The organism is Micrococcus sp. 63XJN7_8_ISO-PGPR-S23-253 (assembly GCF_056173425.1).
Window position 1 is genome coordinate 629,242 of record NZ_CM149673.1, and the last position, 15,081, is coordinate 644,322.

The following is a 15,081-nucleotide window of genomic DNA, read 5'->3' on the forward strand; positions in this document are numbered from 1 at the left end:
CCCGCGTCGCACGAACGCGACTGTGACGCACACCGCCCGGGGGGTGCCATGATGGGGGCATGCCGACCCCGAATCCCCGCCAGATCCGCCAGTCCGCCAAGCTGCTGAACGTCCGCTACGACGTGCGCGGCCCCATCCTGGAGGAGGCGCAGCGGATGGAGGCCGCGGGCCACCGGATCATGAAGCTGAACATCGGCAACCCGGCCCCGTTCGGCTTCGAGGCGCCGGACGCCGTCCTGGCGGCGATGCACCAGCACCTGCCGCACGCGCAGGGCTACTCGGACTCCAAGGGCATCTACTCGGCGCGCACCGCTGTCTCGCAGTACTACGAGTCCCGGGGCATCCGGGACATCGGCGTGGACGACGTGTTCATCGGCAACGGCGTGTCCGAGATGATCACGATGGTCCTCCAGGCCCTGGTCGACGACGGCGACGAGATCCTCGTCCCCTCGCCCGACTACCCGCTGTGGACCGGCGCGACCACCCTGGCCGGGGGCCGGGCGGTGCACTACCGCTGCGTCGAGGAGGAGGGCTGGGAGCCCGACCTCGAGCACATCGAGTCCCTCGTCACGGAGCGCACCAAGGGCATCGTCCTGATCAACCCGAACAACCCCACCGGCGCGGTCTACTCCCGCGCCGTGCTGCAGGGCATCGTGGACGTGGCCCGCCGCCACAACCTCGTGCTCATGGCGGATGAGATCTACGAGAAGATCACCTACGACGGCGCCCGGCACATCAACGCCGCCGGCCTGTCCGACGACGTGCTCACCCTGACGTTCTCCGGCCTGTCCAAGGCGTACCGGGTGGCGGGCTACCGCTCCGGCTGGGTGGCCGTGTCCGGGCCGAAGCACCGGGCCGCCGACTTCCTCGAGGGCCTGACCCTGCTGGCCAACATGCGGATGTGCGCCAACGTGCCCGCGCAGCACGCCATCCAGGTGGCACTGGGCGGCTACCAGTCCATCAACGACCTCGTCCTGCCCGGCGGTCGGCTGCTCGAGCAGCGCAACCTCGCCCAGGACCGCCTGAACGCCATCCCCGGCGTGTCCGTGCAGCCGGCCCACGGCGCCCTCTACCTGTTCCCGCGGCTGGACCCGGAGGTCTACGCGATCGACGACGACGAGGCGTTCGTCATCGAGCTGCTGCGGGCGAAGAAGATCCTCGTCTCGCACGGCGGGGCGTTCAACTACCCGCACACCGACCACTTCCGGCTCGTCACGCTGCCCAGCGTGGAGGACCTGAGCGTGGCCCTGGACCGCCTCGAGGACTTCCTCGAGGACTGGAGGGAGCGCCATGGGTGACACCTCGGACGCCGAGGCGGGCCGACCCGCCCGCGCCACCGACGGCCACAGTGTCTTCGACGCCCCCGCGCGGGAGCTGTTCGCCGCCCGCCGCGGGGACGAGGTCCGGGGCCCGGCCGACGTCGACGCCGCCGCGACGCCCGGCTACGGCGGGGACAAGGCGAAGGGCAAGAAGGACCTGGCCGCGCGCGGCGGGGCGCTCGCCGACCTGCAGGAGCTGCTGTTCGCCCAGTCGGTGCGCGACGCGCCCGTGGGGGAGGTGCCGTCCCTGCTGGTGGTCCTGCAGGGCATGGACACCGCCGGCAAGGGCGGGATCATGCGTCACGTGATCGGGGCGATGGACCCGCAGGGCGTCCACCTGCACGCGTTCAAGGCGCCGACCCCGGAGGAGCGCGCCCACGACTTCCTGTGGCGCATCCGCCCGCACCTGCCGCGGCCCGGCCTGGTCTCCGTGTTCGACCGCTCGCACTACGAGGACGTGCTCGTGCACCGCGTGCGCGGGCTCTCCCCGCTGGCCGAGGTGGAGGAGCGGTACGGGGCGATCCTCGAGTTCGAGGCGGCCGTGCGCGCCGCGGGGACGCGGATCGTCAAGGTGATGCTGCGGATCTCGCCGGAGGAGCAGGCCGAGCGGCTGCTGGCCCGCCTGGACGACCCCACGAAGCACTGGAAGTTCAGCGAGGCCGACCTCGACGACCGCGCCTACTGGGACCAGTACATGGACGCGTACCGGATCGCGATCGAGCGGACGGACACCGAGGACGCGCCGTGGTTCATCGTGCCGGCGGACCGCAAGTGGTTCGCGCGGCTGGCGGTGCAGCAGCTGATCATCGAGACCCTGCAGGGGATGGGGCTGGACTGGCCGGAGGCGGACTTCGACGTCGCGGCGGCCCGCCGTCGGCTGCTGGAGGGCTGAACGCCGCCGTCGTCGCGATGGGCGGGCAGTGGTGGCCGGACCTTGCCAAGCACGGGGCCGCGGTGAGTTGATGGGACAACGCCGGGCGCCGCAGAGGCGCGCCGGATCCGATCCGAAAGGTGGACCCATGACTGAGAACGCCAACCAGAATGCCCCGCTGACCGGCAAGACCGTCGCGTTCCTCGCGACCAACGGCGTCGAGCAGGTCGAGCTGACCTCCCCGTGGGAGGCCGTGATCGCCGCCGGCGCGACCCCCGTGCTCGTCTCGCCGGAGTCCGGCACCATCACCGCGATGCAGTCCGACTGGGATCACGGCGAGTCCTTTGAGGTGAACACGACGGTGAAGGACGCCAAGGCCGAGGACTTCGACGGCCTCGTGATGCCGGGCGGCACCCTGAACGCGGACGCCATGCGCGTCAATAAGGACGCCCAGGCGTTCGTGCGTGCCTTCTTCGAGCAGCACAAGCCGGTGGCGGCCATCTGCCACGCCCCGTGGACCCTGATCGAGGCCGGCGTCGTGGAGGGCCGCCGCCTGACCAGCTACCCGTCCCTGCAGAGCGATCTGAAGAACGCGGGCGCCCAGTGGGTGGATGAGGAGGTCGTCGTGGACAACGGGCTGACCACCTCGCGCTCCCCGGAGGACCTGGACGCCTTCAACGCCAAGGTCGTGGAGGAGCTGGGCGAGGGCAAGCACGAGGACCAGACCGCCTGACCGACGTCGGGAGCAAGCCGCGTGGGGGCGGGGGCCGGTGGCCCCCGCCCCCGCCGTTTCCCGAACGAAAGCGTGGCGGAGGCCGCCGTTTCCCGAACGAAAGCGGGGCGGGGTCAGTCGGCGTCGGGGGCGGCCTCGCCGCGCACCTGGTCGAGGCGGGCGCGGGCGCCGTCGAGCCAGGCCTGGCAGCGGTCGGCCAGCGCCTCCCCGCGTTCCCACAGGGCCAGGGACTCCTCGAGGCCGGCGCCACCGGCCTCCAGCCTCCCCACGGTCTCCATCAGCTCGGCGCGCGCCTGCTCGTAGCTCATCCGGGCCACGTCCGAGACGTCCGCGGAGGTGAAGCCCTCCACGCCGCTGGGGCGGCCCGCGTCCTGCGTGTGCTCCCTGCCCTGTTCACTCATGCCTGTCGTGTCCTCTCGTGGGATGGGGTCGGGGTGGTCCGATGCGTCGCGACGACGTCCGCGGCGATCCGTCCGGCCGCCACGAGGATGTCGAGCCGGTCGTCCGTGGCGACCTGGTCCGCGTCGCGCACGACCTGTCCGGCGTGCTGGACCACGGCGTAGCCGCGGTCCAGGGTGCGCTGCGGGGACAGGGCGCGCACGCGGGCGCGCAGCTGCGTGAGGGCGTCCTCCTCGCGGACGAGCCGGTGGCCCAGGGCAGACCGGCCGCGCTCGCGCCACCGGTCCGTCTCCTCCTGCCGGGTGTCCACCATCACGTGCGGACGGGCCAGCACGGGCCGGGAGCGCAGGGCCGCGAGCCCCTCGGCCTCGGCGCGCACGCGGCGCTCGACGGCCGCGGCCAGCCGCAGGCGCGCGTCGGCGAGTCCCGCGGCCTCCTGGGCCGCGTCCGGGACGATCCGCTTGGCCGCGTCCGTGGGCGTGGAGGCGCGCAGGTCGGCGACGTCGTCGAGGACCGGGCGGTCCGCTTCGTGGCCGATCGCCGAGACGACGGGCGTGCGCGCCGCCGCCACGGCGCGCACCAGCGCCTCGTCCGAGAAGGGGAGCACGACCTCCTCGAGCGCGCCGCCGCCGCGGGCGATGACGATGACGTCCACGGCCGGGTCGGCGTCGAGCTCGGCGAGCGCGGCGGCCACCTGCCGAGGTGCCTCGGCGCCCTGCACGGCGACCTCACGGATCTCGAACTCGGCGGCGGGCCAGCGCAGCAGGGTGTTGCGCAGCACGTCCTTCTTCGCGTCCGAGTCGCGGCCGGTGATGAGCCCGATCCGGTGGGGGAGCAGGGGCAGGGGCCGTTTGCGCGCGGGGGAGGTCAGCCCCTCCTCGGCGAGGGCCCGGCGCAGCAGCTCCACGCGGGCCAGCAGATCGCCGAGGCCGACCGGGCGCATCTCCTGCACGTTCATGGACAGGCGCCCGGCCTTGAGCCAGAAGTTCGGCTTCACGCGCGCCACCACGCGGGAGCCCTGCTGGACGGTCCCGTCCAGGGTCATGGCGACGTTCCGCCAGGCGGTGAGCGGCAGGGAGACCTCCTCCTCGAGGTCCCGCATGGTCATGTAGACGCTGCCGCGGTTGTTCTTGACCTCGATGAGCTGGCCCTCGATCCACGTGGCGGGGGCTCGCTCGATGTGGGCCTTGAGGTTCTCGGAGAGCCGGCGCAGGGGCCACGGCCGCTCGGCGGAGGTCTCGCCCGCGCGGGCGGGTGCCGAGACGGGCACGTCCGACGCCGCCGGGGCGCCCTCGGTCACGGGCTGGTCCATCCGGGTCCCTCCTGTCCGCGCCCGGTCCGCCCGGGCACGGGCCCACCGTACCGCCCTCGCCGGACGCGCAAGACGGCGCCCGGGCGTCCCCCGGACCCGCCGCCGGCCCGGTCGGGCGCTCAGACCGGGGAACGTCCGGCCAGGATCGGTACGCTCGACGGGGTCGGAACGGAACGGAACGGAATGGAAGGACCCCATGCGCACCACTCTCAGTGTCCTCGTCGCGGCCCTGGCGGGCCTGCTGGCGGTGCTCGCGACGGCCGGTGCCCTCGTCGACGAGGCGACGCACCGCCCGGAGCTGCTGCGCGGGGTGACGGAGCAGGTCGCGGTGGACCCCGAGGTCCGCGCCGCCGTGCCGGGGGTGATCGACGACGTCGTGCACGACGCCATCCCCGAGCAGGTGCCGGGCCCGCTGGCCCAGGCGGCCGAGGATCTGCTGCGCCCGCTGGCCCAGCGCGTGGCGGACGACCCGCAGGTGGTGCAGGGCTGGTCCGACACCGCCGACGAGGCCCGGCGCGCCTGGCTCGCCCAGCTCGAGGACCCGCAGGGCGCGGACGAGCCCGGCTCGGGCGCGGACGTGACCATCCCGTTCGGTCCCGTCGCGCAGTCCGGGATCACCGCCGCCCTGGGCGACATCGAACGTGACCTGCGCGAGGACCGGTTCGACCTGCCCGCGCAGGCGCTGCTGGAGAGGATCGTGGGCGCGGACGTCGGCGACTGGGCTGCGGACACGCTGCTGGCGCCCCTGTACGACCGCGCCGCGGAACTGCGGGACAGCACCGCCCTGCGCATGGACGCGCGCATCGACGCCCTGGCCGGCACGGACCGGGCCACCGTGCACCGCTGGGTGGACGCCTCCGCGCACTGGCGCTGGGCCGCCGCCGCCTCCGTGCTGGCACTCGTGGGCGCCCTGCTGCTCGCCCCCCGAGGGCGGCGGGGCCTCGCCGTGGCCGTGGCGGGTGCGGTCGCCCTGGCCGGCGGGCTGATCGGCGGCGCCCGCCTGGGTCCGGACGCGGTCCACCTCACGGCGCCCGAGGGGGCCTCCCCGGGGGTGGCCGCGTTCGTCCAGCAGATGGAGGAGGCCGCCCGCCCGGCGTTCGCGGCCGCCGTCGCCCCCTACCCCCAGACCCTGACCACCCTGGGCTGGATCGTGCTGGCCGCGGGCCTGCTGCTGGCCCTGGCCGAGCTCTGGGTCGCTCGGCGTGGCCGGGTCCGTGCCGCCCGGGCGGACGGTCCCCCCGCGGTGGGCCGCTCCCACACCGCCGCCGACGTCACGTCGCGCTGAGCCCGCGGCGAAGCCCGGGCCCGGTCTGCGTCCCGGCCGATAGCATGGAGGGCATGTCCGCTCCTTCCGTCTCCGCCCGCCCGTCCGCCGTCGGCCTCGGGATGCCGCAGGTCCCGCGCGTTCGTCGCTCCCGTGAGGAGGTGGAGGCGGCCGCGCCCGTGTCCGGTGAGAAGCGCGTGCTGCTGGCCGCCCCCCGTGGCTACTGCGCCGGCGTGGACCGCGCCGTCGTCGCCGTTGAGAAGGCCCTCGAGCACCACGGGGCCCCCGTGTACGTGCGCAAGGAGATCGTCCACAACCGGCACGTCGTGGACACCCTGACCGAGCGCGGCGTGGTGTTCGTCGACGAGCTGGACGAGGTGCCCGAGGGTGCCCTGACCGTGTTCTCCGCCCATGGCGTGTCCCCGGCCGTCGTCGAGGAGGCCGCCCAGCGCAGCCTGCGCACCATCGACGCCACGTGCCCGCTCGTGACCAAGGTGCACCGCGAGGCCGTGCGCTTCGCCAAGCAGGACAAGCGGATCCTGCTGATCGGCCACGACGGCCACGAGGAGGTCGAGGGAACGTTCGGCGAGGCGCCCGAGCACACCACGGTGATCAACGACGTCGCCGAGGCCCGCACCGTCCAGGTGGAGGACCCGGACAACCTGATCTGGCTCTCCCAGACCACGCTCTCCGTGGACGAGACCCTTGAGATCGTCTCCGTGCTCCGCGAGCGGTTCCCGAACCTGCAGGACCCGCCCTCGGACGACATCTGCTACGCCACCTCCAACCGACAGGCGGCCATCAAGTCGATCTCGCCGGAGTGCGACCTGGTGATCATCGTGGGCTCGGCGAACTCCTCGAACTCGGTGCGCCTCAAGGAGGTCGCCGCGGAGTACGGGGCCTCCCGCGCCGAGCGCGTGGACTTCGCCAACCAGGTGGACGAGTCCTGGTTCGAGGGCGTGGTCACCGTGGGCCTGTCCTCGGGCGCGTCCGTGCCCGAGGTGCTGGTCCAGGAGGTGCTCGCGCTGCTGGCCGAGTACGGCTACGGGCAGGTGGACGAGGTGGTGACCGCCGAGGAGGACATCATCTTCTCCCTGCCCAAGGAGCTGCGCGCCGAGCTCAAGCGGGTGGGTGACGAGTCCCGCTCGCTCGGCGGACGCCGCCGCGACGCCGAGGCCTGAGCGCGCCCCTCGCGCCCCTCGCTGAGGCCCGCAGACGCGCCGTCACGACGTCGGCGTCGCGGCGCGTCTGCGGGCCTCGGCGTTCCGGGCCGGCGGGTGGTCAGGACTCAGAGTCCGAAGACCCAGACGAGCAGGGTCATCGACGCGAGGGAGATGAGCACGGCGGCGATGATGTTCAGCCACACGCCGCCCTTCACCATCTGCCCGATGGTCACGTAGCCGGAGCCGTACGCGATGGCGTTCGGCGGGGTGGCCACGGGCAGCATGAACGCGCAGGTCGCGGCGAGGGCGACGGGCGCGGCCAGCATGAGCGGGGCGACGCCGGTGCCCAGGGCCACGCCGGAGGCGACCGGCAGGAACGTGGCCGCGGTGGCCGTGTTCGAGGTCATCTCGGTCAGCAGCAGGATGCCGACGGCGGCGATCACCACGAGCACCCACACGGGGATGTCACCGAAGCCCTTGACCTGCTCACCGAGCCACGTGGACAGGCCCGACTTGGAGAACTGACCGGACAGGGCCAGGCCGCCGCCGAACAGCAGGAGCACGCCCCACGGCAGCTCCTTCGCGGCCTCCCAGTCGAGCAGGCGCACGCCGCGCCCGGCCCCGCCACCAGCCGGCAGGAGGAACAGGATGAGTCCGACGACCATGGCGATGGCCGCGTCCGAGAGCAGCGGGGACTCCAGGTCCAGGACGTACTCGGAGATCAGCGGCACGGTGATCCAGGCCAGCGCGGCGAGGACGAAGACGGCGAGGACCTTGGCCTCGGGGGCGCTCATGCGGCCCAGGCGGGCCAGCTCGGCGGCGATCAGGTCGCGGCCGCCGGGGACCTCGTCGATCTCGGGGCGGAACAGCACGCGGGTCAGCAGGAACCAGCACGCGAAGAGCAGCACGACGGCGATCGGCACGCCGACCAGCATCCACTGGCCGAAGCCGATCTCCACGCCGTGCTCGGCGGCCATGTGGCCCGCGAGCAGGGTGTTGGGCGGGGTGCCGATGATGGTGCCGAGCGAGCCGATGGACGCGGCGTACGCGATGCCGAGCATGAGCGCGGTGCCGAAGTTCGACTTCGTGAGGGAGCGGATCTCGGCCTGCGTGGGGGCCTCGCCGGGCGCGGATGCGGGCGCGGCGGGGCGGTCGACCTGGTCCGCTGCCTCGTCCGCGGTCAGGGCGTCGTCCGTGCCGTAGCGCTGGACGAGCACGAGGATGGACACGCCGATGGGGAGCATCATTACGGCGGTGGCGGTGTTGGACACCCACATGGAGATGAACCCGGTGGCGATCATGAAGCCCAGGACGAGGTTCACGGTCCTGGCGCCCATGAATTTCAGGACGCCGAGCGCGATGCGCCGGTGCAGGTTCCAGCGCTGCATGGCCAGGGCGAGCATGAAGCCGCCCATGAACAGGAAGATGACGTTGTTGCCGTAGCTCGCGCCGACGGAGTCGAAGGTGATGCCGCCGTCGGACTCCTCGGCGGGCACGCCGAGCGGGAAGATGACGAGCGGCAGCAGGGCGGTGGCGGGGATGGGCAGGGCCTCGGTCATCCACCACACGGCCATGAGCACGGCGGTGGCGGCGACGAGGCGGGGCCAGACGCCGAGGTCGCCCGGCATCAGCAGGAACAGGGCGACGGCGAGCAGGGGGCCGGCCACGAGGCCGATGATGCGCTTGACGTTCTCGCCGCCGGTCAGCGGCTCGTCACGCATGCCCGGAGAGAGCTCGTGTTCGAACTCCTGGGCGGCCGCCCGGGGGTCGAAGCGGGAGACGTGCTCGTTGACGTTGCGCGGCGGGGGGATCGATCGGGACTCCACGGGGCCTCCTCATCACGTCAGGCCCTCAGCGTGGCCTGGCAATTCTCTGTGAGTTTCACCGTATCAAGTGATCTGGATCACCAGAAGGAGATCCCCTCCCGGCGAGGGCCCACCCGCCCGGCGCCCGTGCGGCCCTGCTCACGCCTCCCGCGCCGACTCCGCCCGACGACGGCGCAGCTCGTCCTCCTCCACGCCCGCGACCAGTTCCGGGGCGGCCAGGGGCCGGGGTGCGGACTCGAGCGTGCGGATGTCCGGCGTGGGAGCCAGGCCCGGGTCGGCGTCGCGGAGGCGCCGGGCGGCGGGGAGCACGCGCGACTCGACGTTGCCGACGAGCTGGTTGTAGCGGTCCACGGCGGTCTTGAGGGAGCCGCCCATGCGGTCCAGGTGGGTGCCGAGCGTGCCGAGGCGCTCGTAGAGGTCCTTCGCGCTGGCCACCACGGTGTGGGCGTTCTCGGCCAGGGTGTCCTGCCGCCACGCGTAGGCCACGGACTTCAGGGCGGTCAGGAGGGAGACGGGGGCGACGAGCGCGACGTTCCGGGAGAACGCGTGGTCCAGCAGCCCGGGGTCCGCGTCCAGGGCCGCGGCCAGGAGCGACTCGGCGGGCAGGAAGCACAGGACCAGCTCGGGGGAGTGCTCGAGGCCGGCCCAGTAGGACTTCGCGGAGAGCTGGTCCACGTGGCGGCGGACGGCCGCGGCGTGCTGGGCGGCCAGCGCCTGGCGCCGCTCGTACGCCTCCTCGCCGGGCTCGTCCGCGAGGGCCTCGGCGGCCAGCGCGTCCCCGATGGGGGCCTTGGCGTCCACGGCCATGGCCTTGCCGCCGGGCAGGGACACCACGAGGTCCGGGCGGAGGCGCTCGCCGTCCCTGCCGGACAGCGTGGCCTGCTCCGTGAAGTCCACGTGGTGGAGCATTCCCGCCGCCTCGACGACCCGCCGCAGCTGCGCCTCGCCCCAGTGGCCCCGGGCGGAGGTGGACTTGAGGGTGGCCATGAGCGAGGTGGTCTGGTTCAGCAGGTCACGGTCGGTGGCCGCGGCGGCGCGGAGCTGCTCCCCGAGCCGGCCGAACTGGGAGGCCCGATCCCGTTCCAGCACGCTCACCTGCTCCTGGAGCGCCGCCAGCCGCTGGCCCAGCGGCGCGAGCGTGGACATCACCTGGGACTCCGCGCGTTGGCGTTCGGCGTCCTCGGCGCGCGCGGCCGTGAGCGCGCGCTGCTCCGCCCGGGCGGCCGCGAGCTCCTCTCGCGCGCCCTGGTGCTCGGTGCGCAGCGCGGCCAGCTCGGCCTGGGCCCGGCGGGCCTCCTCACCGCCGCCGGCCGACCGGCGCCACATGAGCCACGCGCCCAGCAGGGCGCCCAGCACGAGTCCGAGGATGAGGGCGAGCAGCAGGCTGAGGATCTCCATGCCCCCACCCTCGCAGGCCGCAGGGACACGTTAGGCGGCGGCGCGCCGTCGTCGTGGTGGGCGGCTCAGCCGAAGAGCGGGTTGGGGCCGTTGGCCACGACCTGCGGGTCGCCGTCGACACGGGCGGCGATGCCCGCCGCGGCCACGCCGGGCAGATACGGGAAGACCATGCGGGTCGAGGCCAGGGCGGCGGCGTCGAAGGCCTCCACTGCGACGGCCGGGCGGGGTCCGTCCGCCGTCTCGACCTCGCCGTCGAACACGGCCACCGCCCGCGTGGGGCGGGGGCTGATCTTCGCGACCGTGGCGGCCGCCTGCTCGGGCTCGAGGTCCGGGTGCTCCCACATGCCGCGCTGGCCGTCGGCGGTGACGGCAAGGATCGTCGGGGCGAACACGGACTGCCGGCCGAGCGTGTCGAACACGTGCTCCACCGCGAGGCTGATCAGCGGCAGCAGCTCGACGCCGGGAGGCGTGGGGGTCGGTCCGGTGGGAGTTGGGGTGCTCATGGGGCCGAGGCTACCGGCCCTGTCCGACGGCGCCCACCCGCGCCTAGCGTGGGCCCATGCAGCTGACCATCGCCCCCGGGGACATCACGGCCACGCACGCGGACGCCGTCGTCAACGCCGCCAACTCCACCCTGCTCGGCGGCGGAGGCGTGGACGGCGCCATCCATCGGCGCGGCGGCCCCGAGATCCTGGCTGAGTGCCGCCGCCTGCGCGAGACCGACCTGCCGGAGGGGCTGCCCGCCGGGCAGGCCGTGGCGACGACGGCGGGGCGCCTGCCCGCGCGCTGGGTCATCCACACGGTGGGCCCGGTGTGGGCCAAGACGATCGACAAGTCCGACACCCTCGCCTCGTGCTACCGCGAGTCCCTGAAGGTGGCGGCCGGGCTCGGCGCCCGGACGGTCGCGTTCCCGGCGATCTCCGCGGGGATCTACGGCTGGCCCATGGAGGACGCGGCGCGGATCGCCGTCGAGACCTGCCACGCGATGGCGGACGAGGTGGGCGGCACCGTGGACGAGGTGCTGTTCGTGCCGTACGGCGAGACGGCGGAGGCCGCGTTCCGTACGGCGCTCGCGCGTCTCACCTGAGCGGTTCCGCTGAGCCGCCCCTACAGCCACCCGCGGTCGCGCGCGACCGTCGCGGCCTCGCCGCGCGTGCTGGTGGCCGTCTTTCCGATCGCCGCGCTCAGATGGTTGCGCACCGTGCCCGCCGAGAGGTGCAGGCGCCCGGCGATCGCCCGGACGGAGGCCCCCGTGAGCGCTTCGCGCAGCACGTCGACCTCCCGCGGGGTCAGCGGGCTCGGCCCCGCCGCGAGGGTGTCCACCGCGAGCGAGGGATCCACCACACGCTCCCCGCGGGCCACCGCGCGCACGGCGTCGGCGAGCTGCTCGGCCGGGGTGTCCTTGACCACGAATCCCCGGGCCCCGGCGGCCAGGGCCCGCTCCAGGTAGCCGGGGCGGCCGAAGGTCGTCACCATCAGCACGGCGCAGTCCAGGCCGCGGTCCCGGATCCGGCGCAGGGCCTCGAGCCCGTCCACGCCGGGCATCTCGATGTCCAGCAGGGCGACGTCCACGTCATGGGCCTCGACCGCGTCCGCCACCTCGTCCCCGGAGGCGGCCTGGGCGACGACGGTCAGGTCCGGCTCGGTGTCCAGGAGGGCGGCCAGGGCGCCGCGCACGAGCGCCTGGTCGTCGGCCAGCAGCAGGCGCAGCGGAGCCCCGGACCCGCGACCGGCCCTGGACGGCGTCGCCGGGGACGGGGTCGGGTCGGCTGACTCTCTCATGCGTCCATCCTGCCCTCGGCGGCGGGCAGCACCCCGCGCGCGGCCTCCGTCGTGCTCCCGCCCCAGTGCACGGCCACGCCGGTGCCGGCCCCGCCCAGCCCCGGCCCCACCTCGAGGCGTGCGCCCTCCGCGGCCGCCCGCTCGGCGAGGGTGCGGGGGCCCACGCCCGCCGCGACGGAGGCCGGCAGCCCGGCGCCGTCGTCGAGCACCGCCACGTGGTGGGCGTCCAGGCTGATGCGCACCCGGCGGGCCCCGGCGTGGCGGAGCACGTTGGTCACGGCCTCGCGCACGATCCAGGCGGCCAAGGCGCGGCGACGCTCCGGCACCTCGGTGACGGCGCCGGGCGGCGGGGCCTCGACGGCCATCCCGGCGTCCCGCAGCGCCCCCACGGAGAGGGAGAGCTGCCCGCCCAGCTCCGGGGCGGCGAGCTCGGCGACGGCGGCCCGCGCCTCGGCGAGGGCCGTGCGGGACAGGGCGATCACCTCGGCGGCCTCCTGCTTGGCCCGGGCGGGGTCCGTGTCGATCAGCCGGTGCACGAGCTGGGTCTTGACGTTGATGGTGGTCAGGGAGTGGCCCAGGATGTCGTGCAGATCCCGGCCGAGCCGTTCCCGCTGGCCGGCGAGGTCGAGTTCATGCGTCATCTCCATGACCCGGTCGTCCCGGCCGATGGCCAGGCGCATGCCCACCAGCACCACCAGGACGACGGCGAGGTTGCCCAGCACGACGGGCAGCGCCGGATCGCCGGGGAAGAACAGCAGCCCGGCCGCCAGCACCGCGGCCACCGTGACACTGGCGCCGATCAGGCCCACGCGGAGCCGGTGGGGGAAGAGCCATGCGGCCACGAGGAAGGGGGAGTAGAGCAGGGCGTGGACGCCCAGGATCCGGGTCAGCACGGCCACGCACGCGGCGAGCACGAGCCAGGTGAGGATTGTGTTGGCCCAGGCAGGCCACGCGCGCACCGGGCGCGGCACCACGAACGCGGCCAGGTAGACGAGGACGAAGACCGCGATGGCCGCCACCCCCAGGATCGCCTCGCCCCGCCCGTCCCCGGGCGTGAACGCCCGGCGGAGGAGCTCGACGAGGACGAAGCCGAAGCTGATGAGCCACACCCCGGCGAACCCCAGCGTGGACGGCCACAGGTGCAGCGGCAGGACGGCGGGGTCGTGCTCCGCCGTGCCGACCGCCGGGCGGACCGGCGCCGGGGATCCTCCGGCGGGACTCATGCGCGGGCCGTCCGGGAGCGGGAGGCGAGCAGGCAGACCGTCGCGAACACGGCCGTCCAGGCCAGCAGGTTCACGAGCGGCAGCCACAGCGGGTCCGCGGCGGCGGCGGGTTCCGTTCCCATCGGTGCCCTCTCTCCCTCCATCTGCGGCCACCGGGCGAGGACGCCGGCCCCGTACACCGGAGTGAAGCGCCCGATGTCCAGCATGATCCCCGAGAGCGGGACGAAGAGGTTCCCGAGGAAGCCGAACACCACCAGGATGCCCGACGCCGCGGACACGGCGGCCTCCGAACGGAAGAGCAGGGCGGCCGCCAGGCCGAACAGCGCGAACGGCAGCGAGGACACCAGGGCGAGGGCGCCCGTCGTGAGCCAGCGCAGCGGGCCGTCGAGCTCGGCGCCCGTGAGCGCGCCCGCGGCGAGCACGGCGAGCACGGGCAGGGCGGCGATGGCCAGGGCCACGAGGCACTTGCCGGCGAGGTAGGCGCCCGGGGTGAGCGCGGTCAGGGAGAGCTGGCGGCCCCAGCCGGACTGGCGCTCGACGGCGGCCGAGCCGGCGATCGAGGTGGTGGCCATGACCGCCCCGTACACGGCCATGCCGGTCATGGTGTACGCGGACACGTTCCCGTGGCCGGCGGGGAGGTCACCCCAGTCGGAGAGCGCGCCGAACATGAGGTAGAGCGCCACGGGGAGGACGACGATGAAGAACGAGCTCTCGATCATCCGCACGTTGCGGACGAACTCGCGGCGTGCGTAGCCGACCAGGCGGCCGGGGGCGGTGGTGGTCGTGCTCATGCGAGGGACTCCTGCGGCTCGGAGGGTGCCGGCTGGCCTGCGTCGGTCAGGGAGAGGAACACGTCGTCGAGGGAGGCGTGGGTGATCGCCAGGTCCTCGACGAGGCGCTCGTTCAGCAGGTGGCGGGCGACGTCGTCGCCGGTGACCGAGCCCCCGGCGGGGACGCGCACGCGCAGGCGGTCGGGGGAGAGGTGCTGTGGTTCGAGCTGGACGGCGTCCTGCGGCAGGCCCAGGGCGGCGGCGAGGCGGGCGGGCGCGTCCGGATCGTCTCCGCCGCCGGCCCAGCGGCCCGTGAGGGTGACGGACCCGCCGGTGGCGAGCTCGGCGGGCGTGCCGTCCGCGTGGATCCGGCCCTCGCGCATCAGGACGATCCGGTCCGCGAAGTCCTCGGCCTCGGGGAGGAAGTGGGTGGCGAACACGATGGTGCGGCCCCGGTCCGCCTCGGCGTGCATGGTGTCCCAGAAGTCGTGGCGGGCGCGGACGTCCATGCCCGCGGTGGGCTCGTCCAGGATCAGCAGCTCGGGGTCGGTGAGCAGGGCCAGGGCGAAGCGCAGCCGCTGGCGCTCGCCTCCGGAGCACTTCTTCACGCGGCGGCCGGCCAGCCCGGTGAGGCCGGCGCGCTCGAGGGCGGCGGGCACGCCGATGTGGCGGCGGTGGCAGCCGGCCACCATGGCCACGGTCTCGCGCACGCTCAGGTCCTCCAGCAGGCCGCCCGTCTGCAGCACCGCGCCCACCCGGCCCTGGCGGACGGCGGCGACGGGGTCGGAGCCGAGGACGCGGACCGTGCCGTCCGAGGGCGGGCTGAAGCCCAGGGCCATGTCCAGCAGGGTGGTCTTGCCGGCGCCGTTGGGCCCGAGGAGGGCGAGGACTTCGCCGGCGGGGACGGTGAGGTCCACTGCGTCCACGGCCCGGACCGGTCCGAAGCGGCGGGTGAGTCCCCGGGTTGCGAGTGCGGGTGCGTTGCTCATGGCTCCAGCCTCGCCGCGGGGCGCGCCCCGCG

At 74.2% G+C, this 15,081-nt stretch carries 15 protein-coding genes; 6 read left to right on the forward strand and 9 right to left on the reverse strand.

Annotated elements, in window-relative coordinates; translation table 11 throughout:
• The first annotated feature begins 59 nt into the window (after nucleotides 1-59).
• The 3 genes from AC0VX4_RS03015 (at nucleotide 60) to AC0VX4_RS03025 (ending at nucleotide 2,923) form a co-directional block, all read left to right on the forward strand.
• Nucleotides 60-1,298, forward strand: coding sequence for a pyridoxal phosphate-dependent aminotransferase (locus AC0VX4_RS03015; RefSeq protein ID WP_475464558.1), 1,239 nt, complete (start codon nucleotides 60-62; stop codon nucleotides 1,296-1,298).
• On the forward strand, nucleotides 1,291-2,211 hold the full coding sequence (locus tag AC0VX4_RS03020) for a PPK2 family polyphosphate kinase (protein ID WP_002857839.1): 921 nt from the start codon (nucleotides 1,291-1,293) through the stop codon (nucleotides 2,209-2,211). Before AC0VX4_RS03015 ends, AC0VX4_RS03020 begins: the two co-directional genes overlap by 8 nt.
• 127 nt (nucleotides 2,212-2,338) lie before the next feature.
• Nucleotides 2,339-2,923, forward strand: a complete 585-nt coding sequence (locus AC0VX4_RS03025; RefSeq protein WP_049160326.1) for a type 1 glutamine amidotransferase domain-containing protein — start codon at nucleotides 2,339-2,341, stop codon at nucleotides 2,921-2,923.
• 113 nt (nucleotides 2,924-3,036) lie between these two features.
• On the opposite strand, the gene AC0VX4_RS03030 is transcribed toward AC0VX4_RS03025, so the two are convergent.
• Nucleotides 3,037-3,324, reverse strand: coding sequence for an exodeoxyribonuclease VII small subunit (locus AC0VX4_RS03030; protein ID WP_311795282.1), 288 nt, complete (start codon nucleotides 3,322-3,324; stop codon nucleotides 3,037-3,039).
• The gene (xseA, locus tag AC0VX4_RS03035; protein ID WP_475464559.1) at nucleotides 3,321-4,634 is read right to left on the reverse strand and encodes an exodeoxyribonuclease VII large subunit; all 1,314 of its coding nucleotides are present in this window, start codon (nucleotides 4,632-4,634) and stop codon (nucleotides 3,321-3,323) included. Before xseA ends, AC0VX4_RS03030 begins: the two co-directional genes overlap by 4 nt.
• Nucleotides 4,635-4,830: 196 nt before the next feature.
• Between xseA and AC0VX4_RS03040 the strand changes: the two genes are divergently transcribed.
• Together AC0VX4_RS03040 and AC0VX4_RS03045 are read left to right on the forward strand one after the other, a co-directional pair.
• Entirely contained in the window at nucleotides 4,831-5,919 is a 1,089-nt protein-coding gene (locus AC0VX4_RS03040) for a hypothetical protein (protein ID WP_475464560.1), read from the forward strand.
• A gap of 53 nt (nucleotides 5,920-5,972) precedes the next feature.
• Nucleotides 5,973-7,079, forward strand: coding sequence for a 4-hydroxy-3-methylbut-2-enyl diphosphate reductase (locus tag AC0VX4_RS03045; protein WP_475464561.1), 1,107 nt, complete (start codon nucleotides 5,973-5,975; stop codon nucleotides 7,077-7,079).
• A 107-nt stretch (nucleotides 7,080-7,186) separates the two neighbouring features.
• Here the strand turns inward: AC0VX4_RS03045 and AC0VX4_RS03050 are convergent, their stop codons facing one another.
• The 3 genes from AC0VX4_RS03050 to AC0VX4_RS03060 all read right to left on the reverse strand — a co-directional run bounded on the left by AC0VX4_RS03050 (nucleotide 7,187) and on the right by AC0VX4_RS03060 (nucleotide 10,788).
• The gene (locus tag AC0VX4_RS03050; RefSeq protein WP_475464562.1) at nucleotides 7,187-8,887 is read right to left on the reverse strand and encodes an SLC13 family permease; all 1,701 of its coding nucleotides are present in this window, start codon (nucleotides 8,885-8,887) and stop codon (nucleotides 7,187-7,189) included.
• A 138-nt stretch (nucleotides 8,888-9,025) separates the two neighbouring features.
• A complete protein-coding gene (locus AC0VX4_RS03055; protein WP_475464563.1) occupies nucleotides 9,026-10,285 on the reverse strand; it encodes a DNA recombination protein RmuC in 1,260 nt (419 codons plus the stop codon).
• A gap of 65 nt (nucleotides 10,286-10,350) precedes the next feature.
• Nucleotides 10,351-10,788, reverse strand: a complete 438-nt coding sequence (locus AC0VX4_RS03060) for a hypothetical protein (RefSeq protein ID WP_475464564.1) — start codon at nucleotides 10,786-10,788, stop codon at nucleotides 10,351-10,353.
• A 56-nt stretch (nucleotides 10,789-10,844) separates the two neighbouring features.
• Between AC0VX4_RS03060 and AC0VX4_RS03065 the strand changes: the two genes are divergently transcribed.
• On the forward strand, nucleotides 10,845-11,372 hold the full coding sequence (locus tag AC0VX4_RS03065) for an O-acetyl-ADP-ribose deacetylase (protein WP_475464565.1): 528 nt from the start codon (nucleotides 10,845-10,847) through the stop codon (nucleotides 11,370-11,372).
• 20 nt (nucleotides 11,373-11,392) lie between these two features.
• Here AC0VX4_RS03065 and AC0VX4_RS03070 read toward each other — a convergent pair whose 3' ends face one another.
• The 4 genes from AC0VX4_RS03070 to AC0VX4_RS03085 are packed head-to-tail and all read right to left on the reverse strand — an operon-like array spanning nucleotide 11,393 to nucleotide 15,049.
• Nucleotides 11,393-12,067, reverse strand: coding sequence for a response regulator (locus AC0VX4_RS03070; protein ID WP_475464566.1), 675 nt, complete (start codon nucleotides 12,065-12,067; stop codon nucleotides 11,393-11,395).
• Nucleotides 12,064-13,290, reverse strand: coding sequence for a sensor histidine kinase (locus tag AC0VX4_RS03075; protein ID WP_475464567.1), 1,227 nt, complete (start codon nucleotides 13,288-13,290; stop codon nucleotides 12,064-12,066). Before AC0VX4_RS03075 ends, AC0VX4_RS03070 begins: the two co-directional genes overlap by 4 nt.
• Nucleotides 13,287-14,081 (reverse strand): ABC transporter permease, encoded by a 795-nt coding sequence (locus AC0VX4_RS03080; RefSeq protein WP_475464568.1) that lies wholly within the window; start codon nucleotides 14,079-14,081, stop codon nucleotides 13,287-13,289. The genes AC0VX4_RS03075 and AC0VX4_RS03080 overlap by 4 nt, the downstream gene beginning before the upstream one ends.
• The gene (locus AC0VX4_RS03085; protein WP_475464569.1) at nucleotides 14,078-15,049 is read right to left on the reverse strand and encodes an ABC transporter ATP-binding protein; all 972 of its coding nucleotides are present in this window, start codon (nucleotides 15,047-15,049) and stop codon (nucleotides 14,078-14,080) included. The genes AC0VX4_RS03080 and AC0VX4_RS03085 overlap by 4 nt, the downstream gene beginning before the upstream one ends.
• Between the last annotated feature and the right edge of the window lie 32 nt (nucleotides 15,050-15,081).

Excerpts from the sequence above, each read along its gene's own strand:
- AC0VX4_RS03085 (WP_475464569.1), bottom strand. The coding sequence starts at position 15,049 with ATGAGCAACGCACCCGCACTCGCAACCCGGGGACTCACCCGCCGCTTC.
- AC0VX4_RS03015 (WP_475464558.1), top strand. The coding sequence starts at position 60 with ATGCCGACCCCGAATCCCCGCCAGATCCGCCAGTCCGCCAAGCTGCTG.
- AC0VX4_RS03060 (WP_475464564.1), bottom strand. The coding sequence starts at position 10,788 with ATGAGCACCCCAACTCCCACCGGACCGACCCCCACGCCTCCCGGCGTC.
- AC0VX4_RS03025 (WP_049160326.1), top strand. The coding sequence starts at position 2,339 with ATGACTGAGAACGCCAACCAGAATGCCCCGCTGACCGGCAAGACCGTC.
- AC0VX4_RS03065 (WP_475464565.1), top strand. The coding sequence starts at position 10,845 with ATGCAGCTGACCATCGCCCCCGGGGACATCACGGCCACGCACGCGGAC.
- AC0VX4_RS03040 (WP_475464560.1), top strand. The coding sequence starts at position 4,831 with ATGCGCACCACTCTCAGTGTCCTCGTCGCGGCCCTGGCGGGCCTGCTG.
- AC0VX4_RS03020 (WP_002857839.1), top strand. The coding sequence starts at position 1,291 with ATGGGTGACACCTCGGACGCCGAGGCGGGCCGACCCGCCCGCGCCACC.
- AC0VX4_RS03075 (WP_475464567.1), bottom strand. The coding sequence starts at position 13,290 with ATGAGTCCCGCCGGAGGATCCCCGGCGCCGGTCCGCCCGGCGGTCGGC.
- AC0VX4_RS03080 (WP_475464568.1), bottom strand. The coding sequence starts at position 14,081 with ATGAGCACGACCACCACCGCCCCCGGCCGCCTGGTCGGCTACGCACGC.
- AC0VX4_RS03070 (WP_475464566.1), bottom strand. The coding sequence starts at position 12,067 with ATGAGAGAGTCAGCCGACCCGACCCCGTCCCCGGCGACGCCGTCCAGG.
- AC0VX4_RS03045 (WP_475464561.1), top strand. The coding sequence starts at position 5,973 with ATGTCCGCTCCTTCCGTCTCCGCCCGCCCGTCCGCCGTCGGCCTCGGG.
- xseA (WP_475464559.1), bottom strand. The coding sequence starts at position 4,634 with ATGGACCAGCCCGTGACCGAGGGCGCCCCGGCGGCGTCGGACGTGCCC.
- AC0VX4_RS03055 (WP_475464563.1), bottom strand. The coding sequence starts at position 10,285 with ATGGAGATCCTCAGCCTGCTGCTCGCCCTCATCCTCGGACTCGTGCTG.
- AC0VX4_RS03030 (WP_311795282.1), bottom strand. The coding sequence starts at position 3,324 with ATGAGTGAACAGGGCAGGGAGCACACGCAGGACGCGGGCCGCCCCAGC.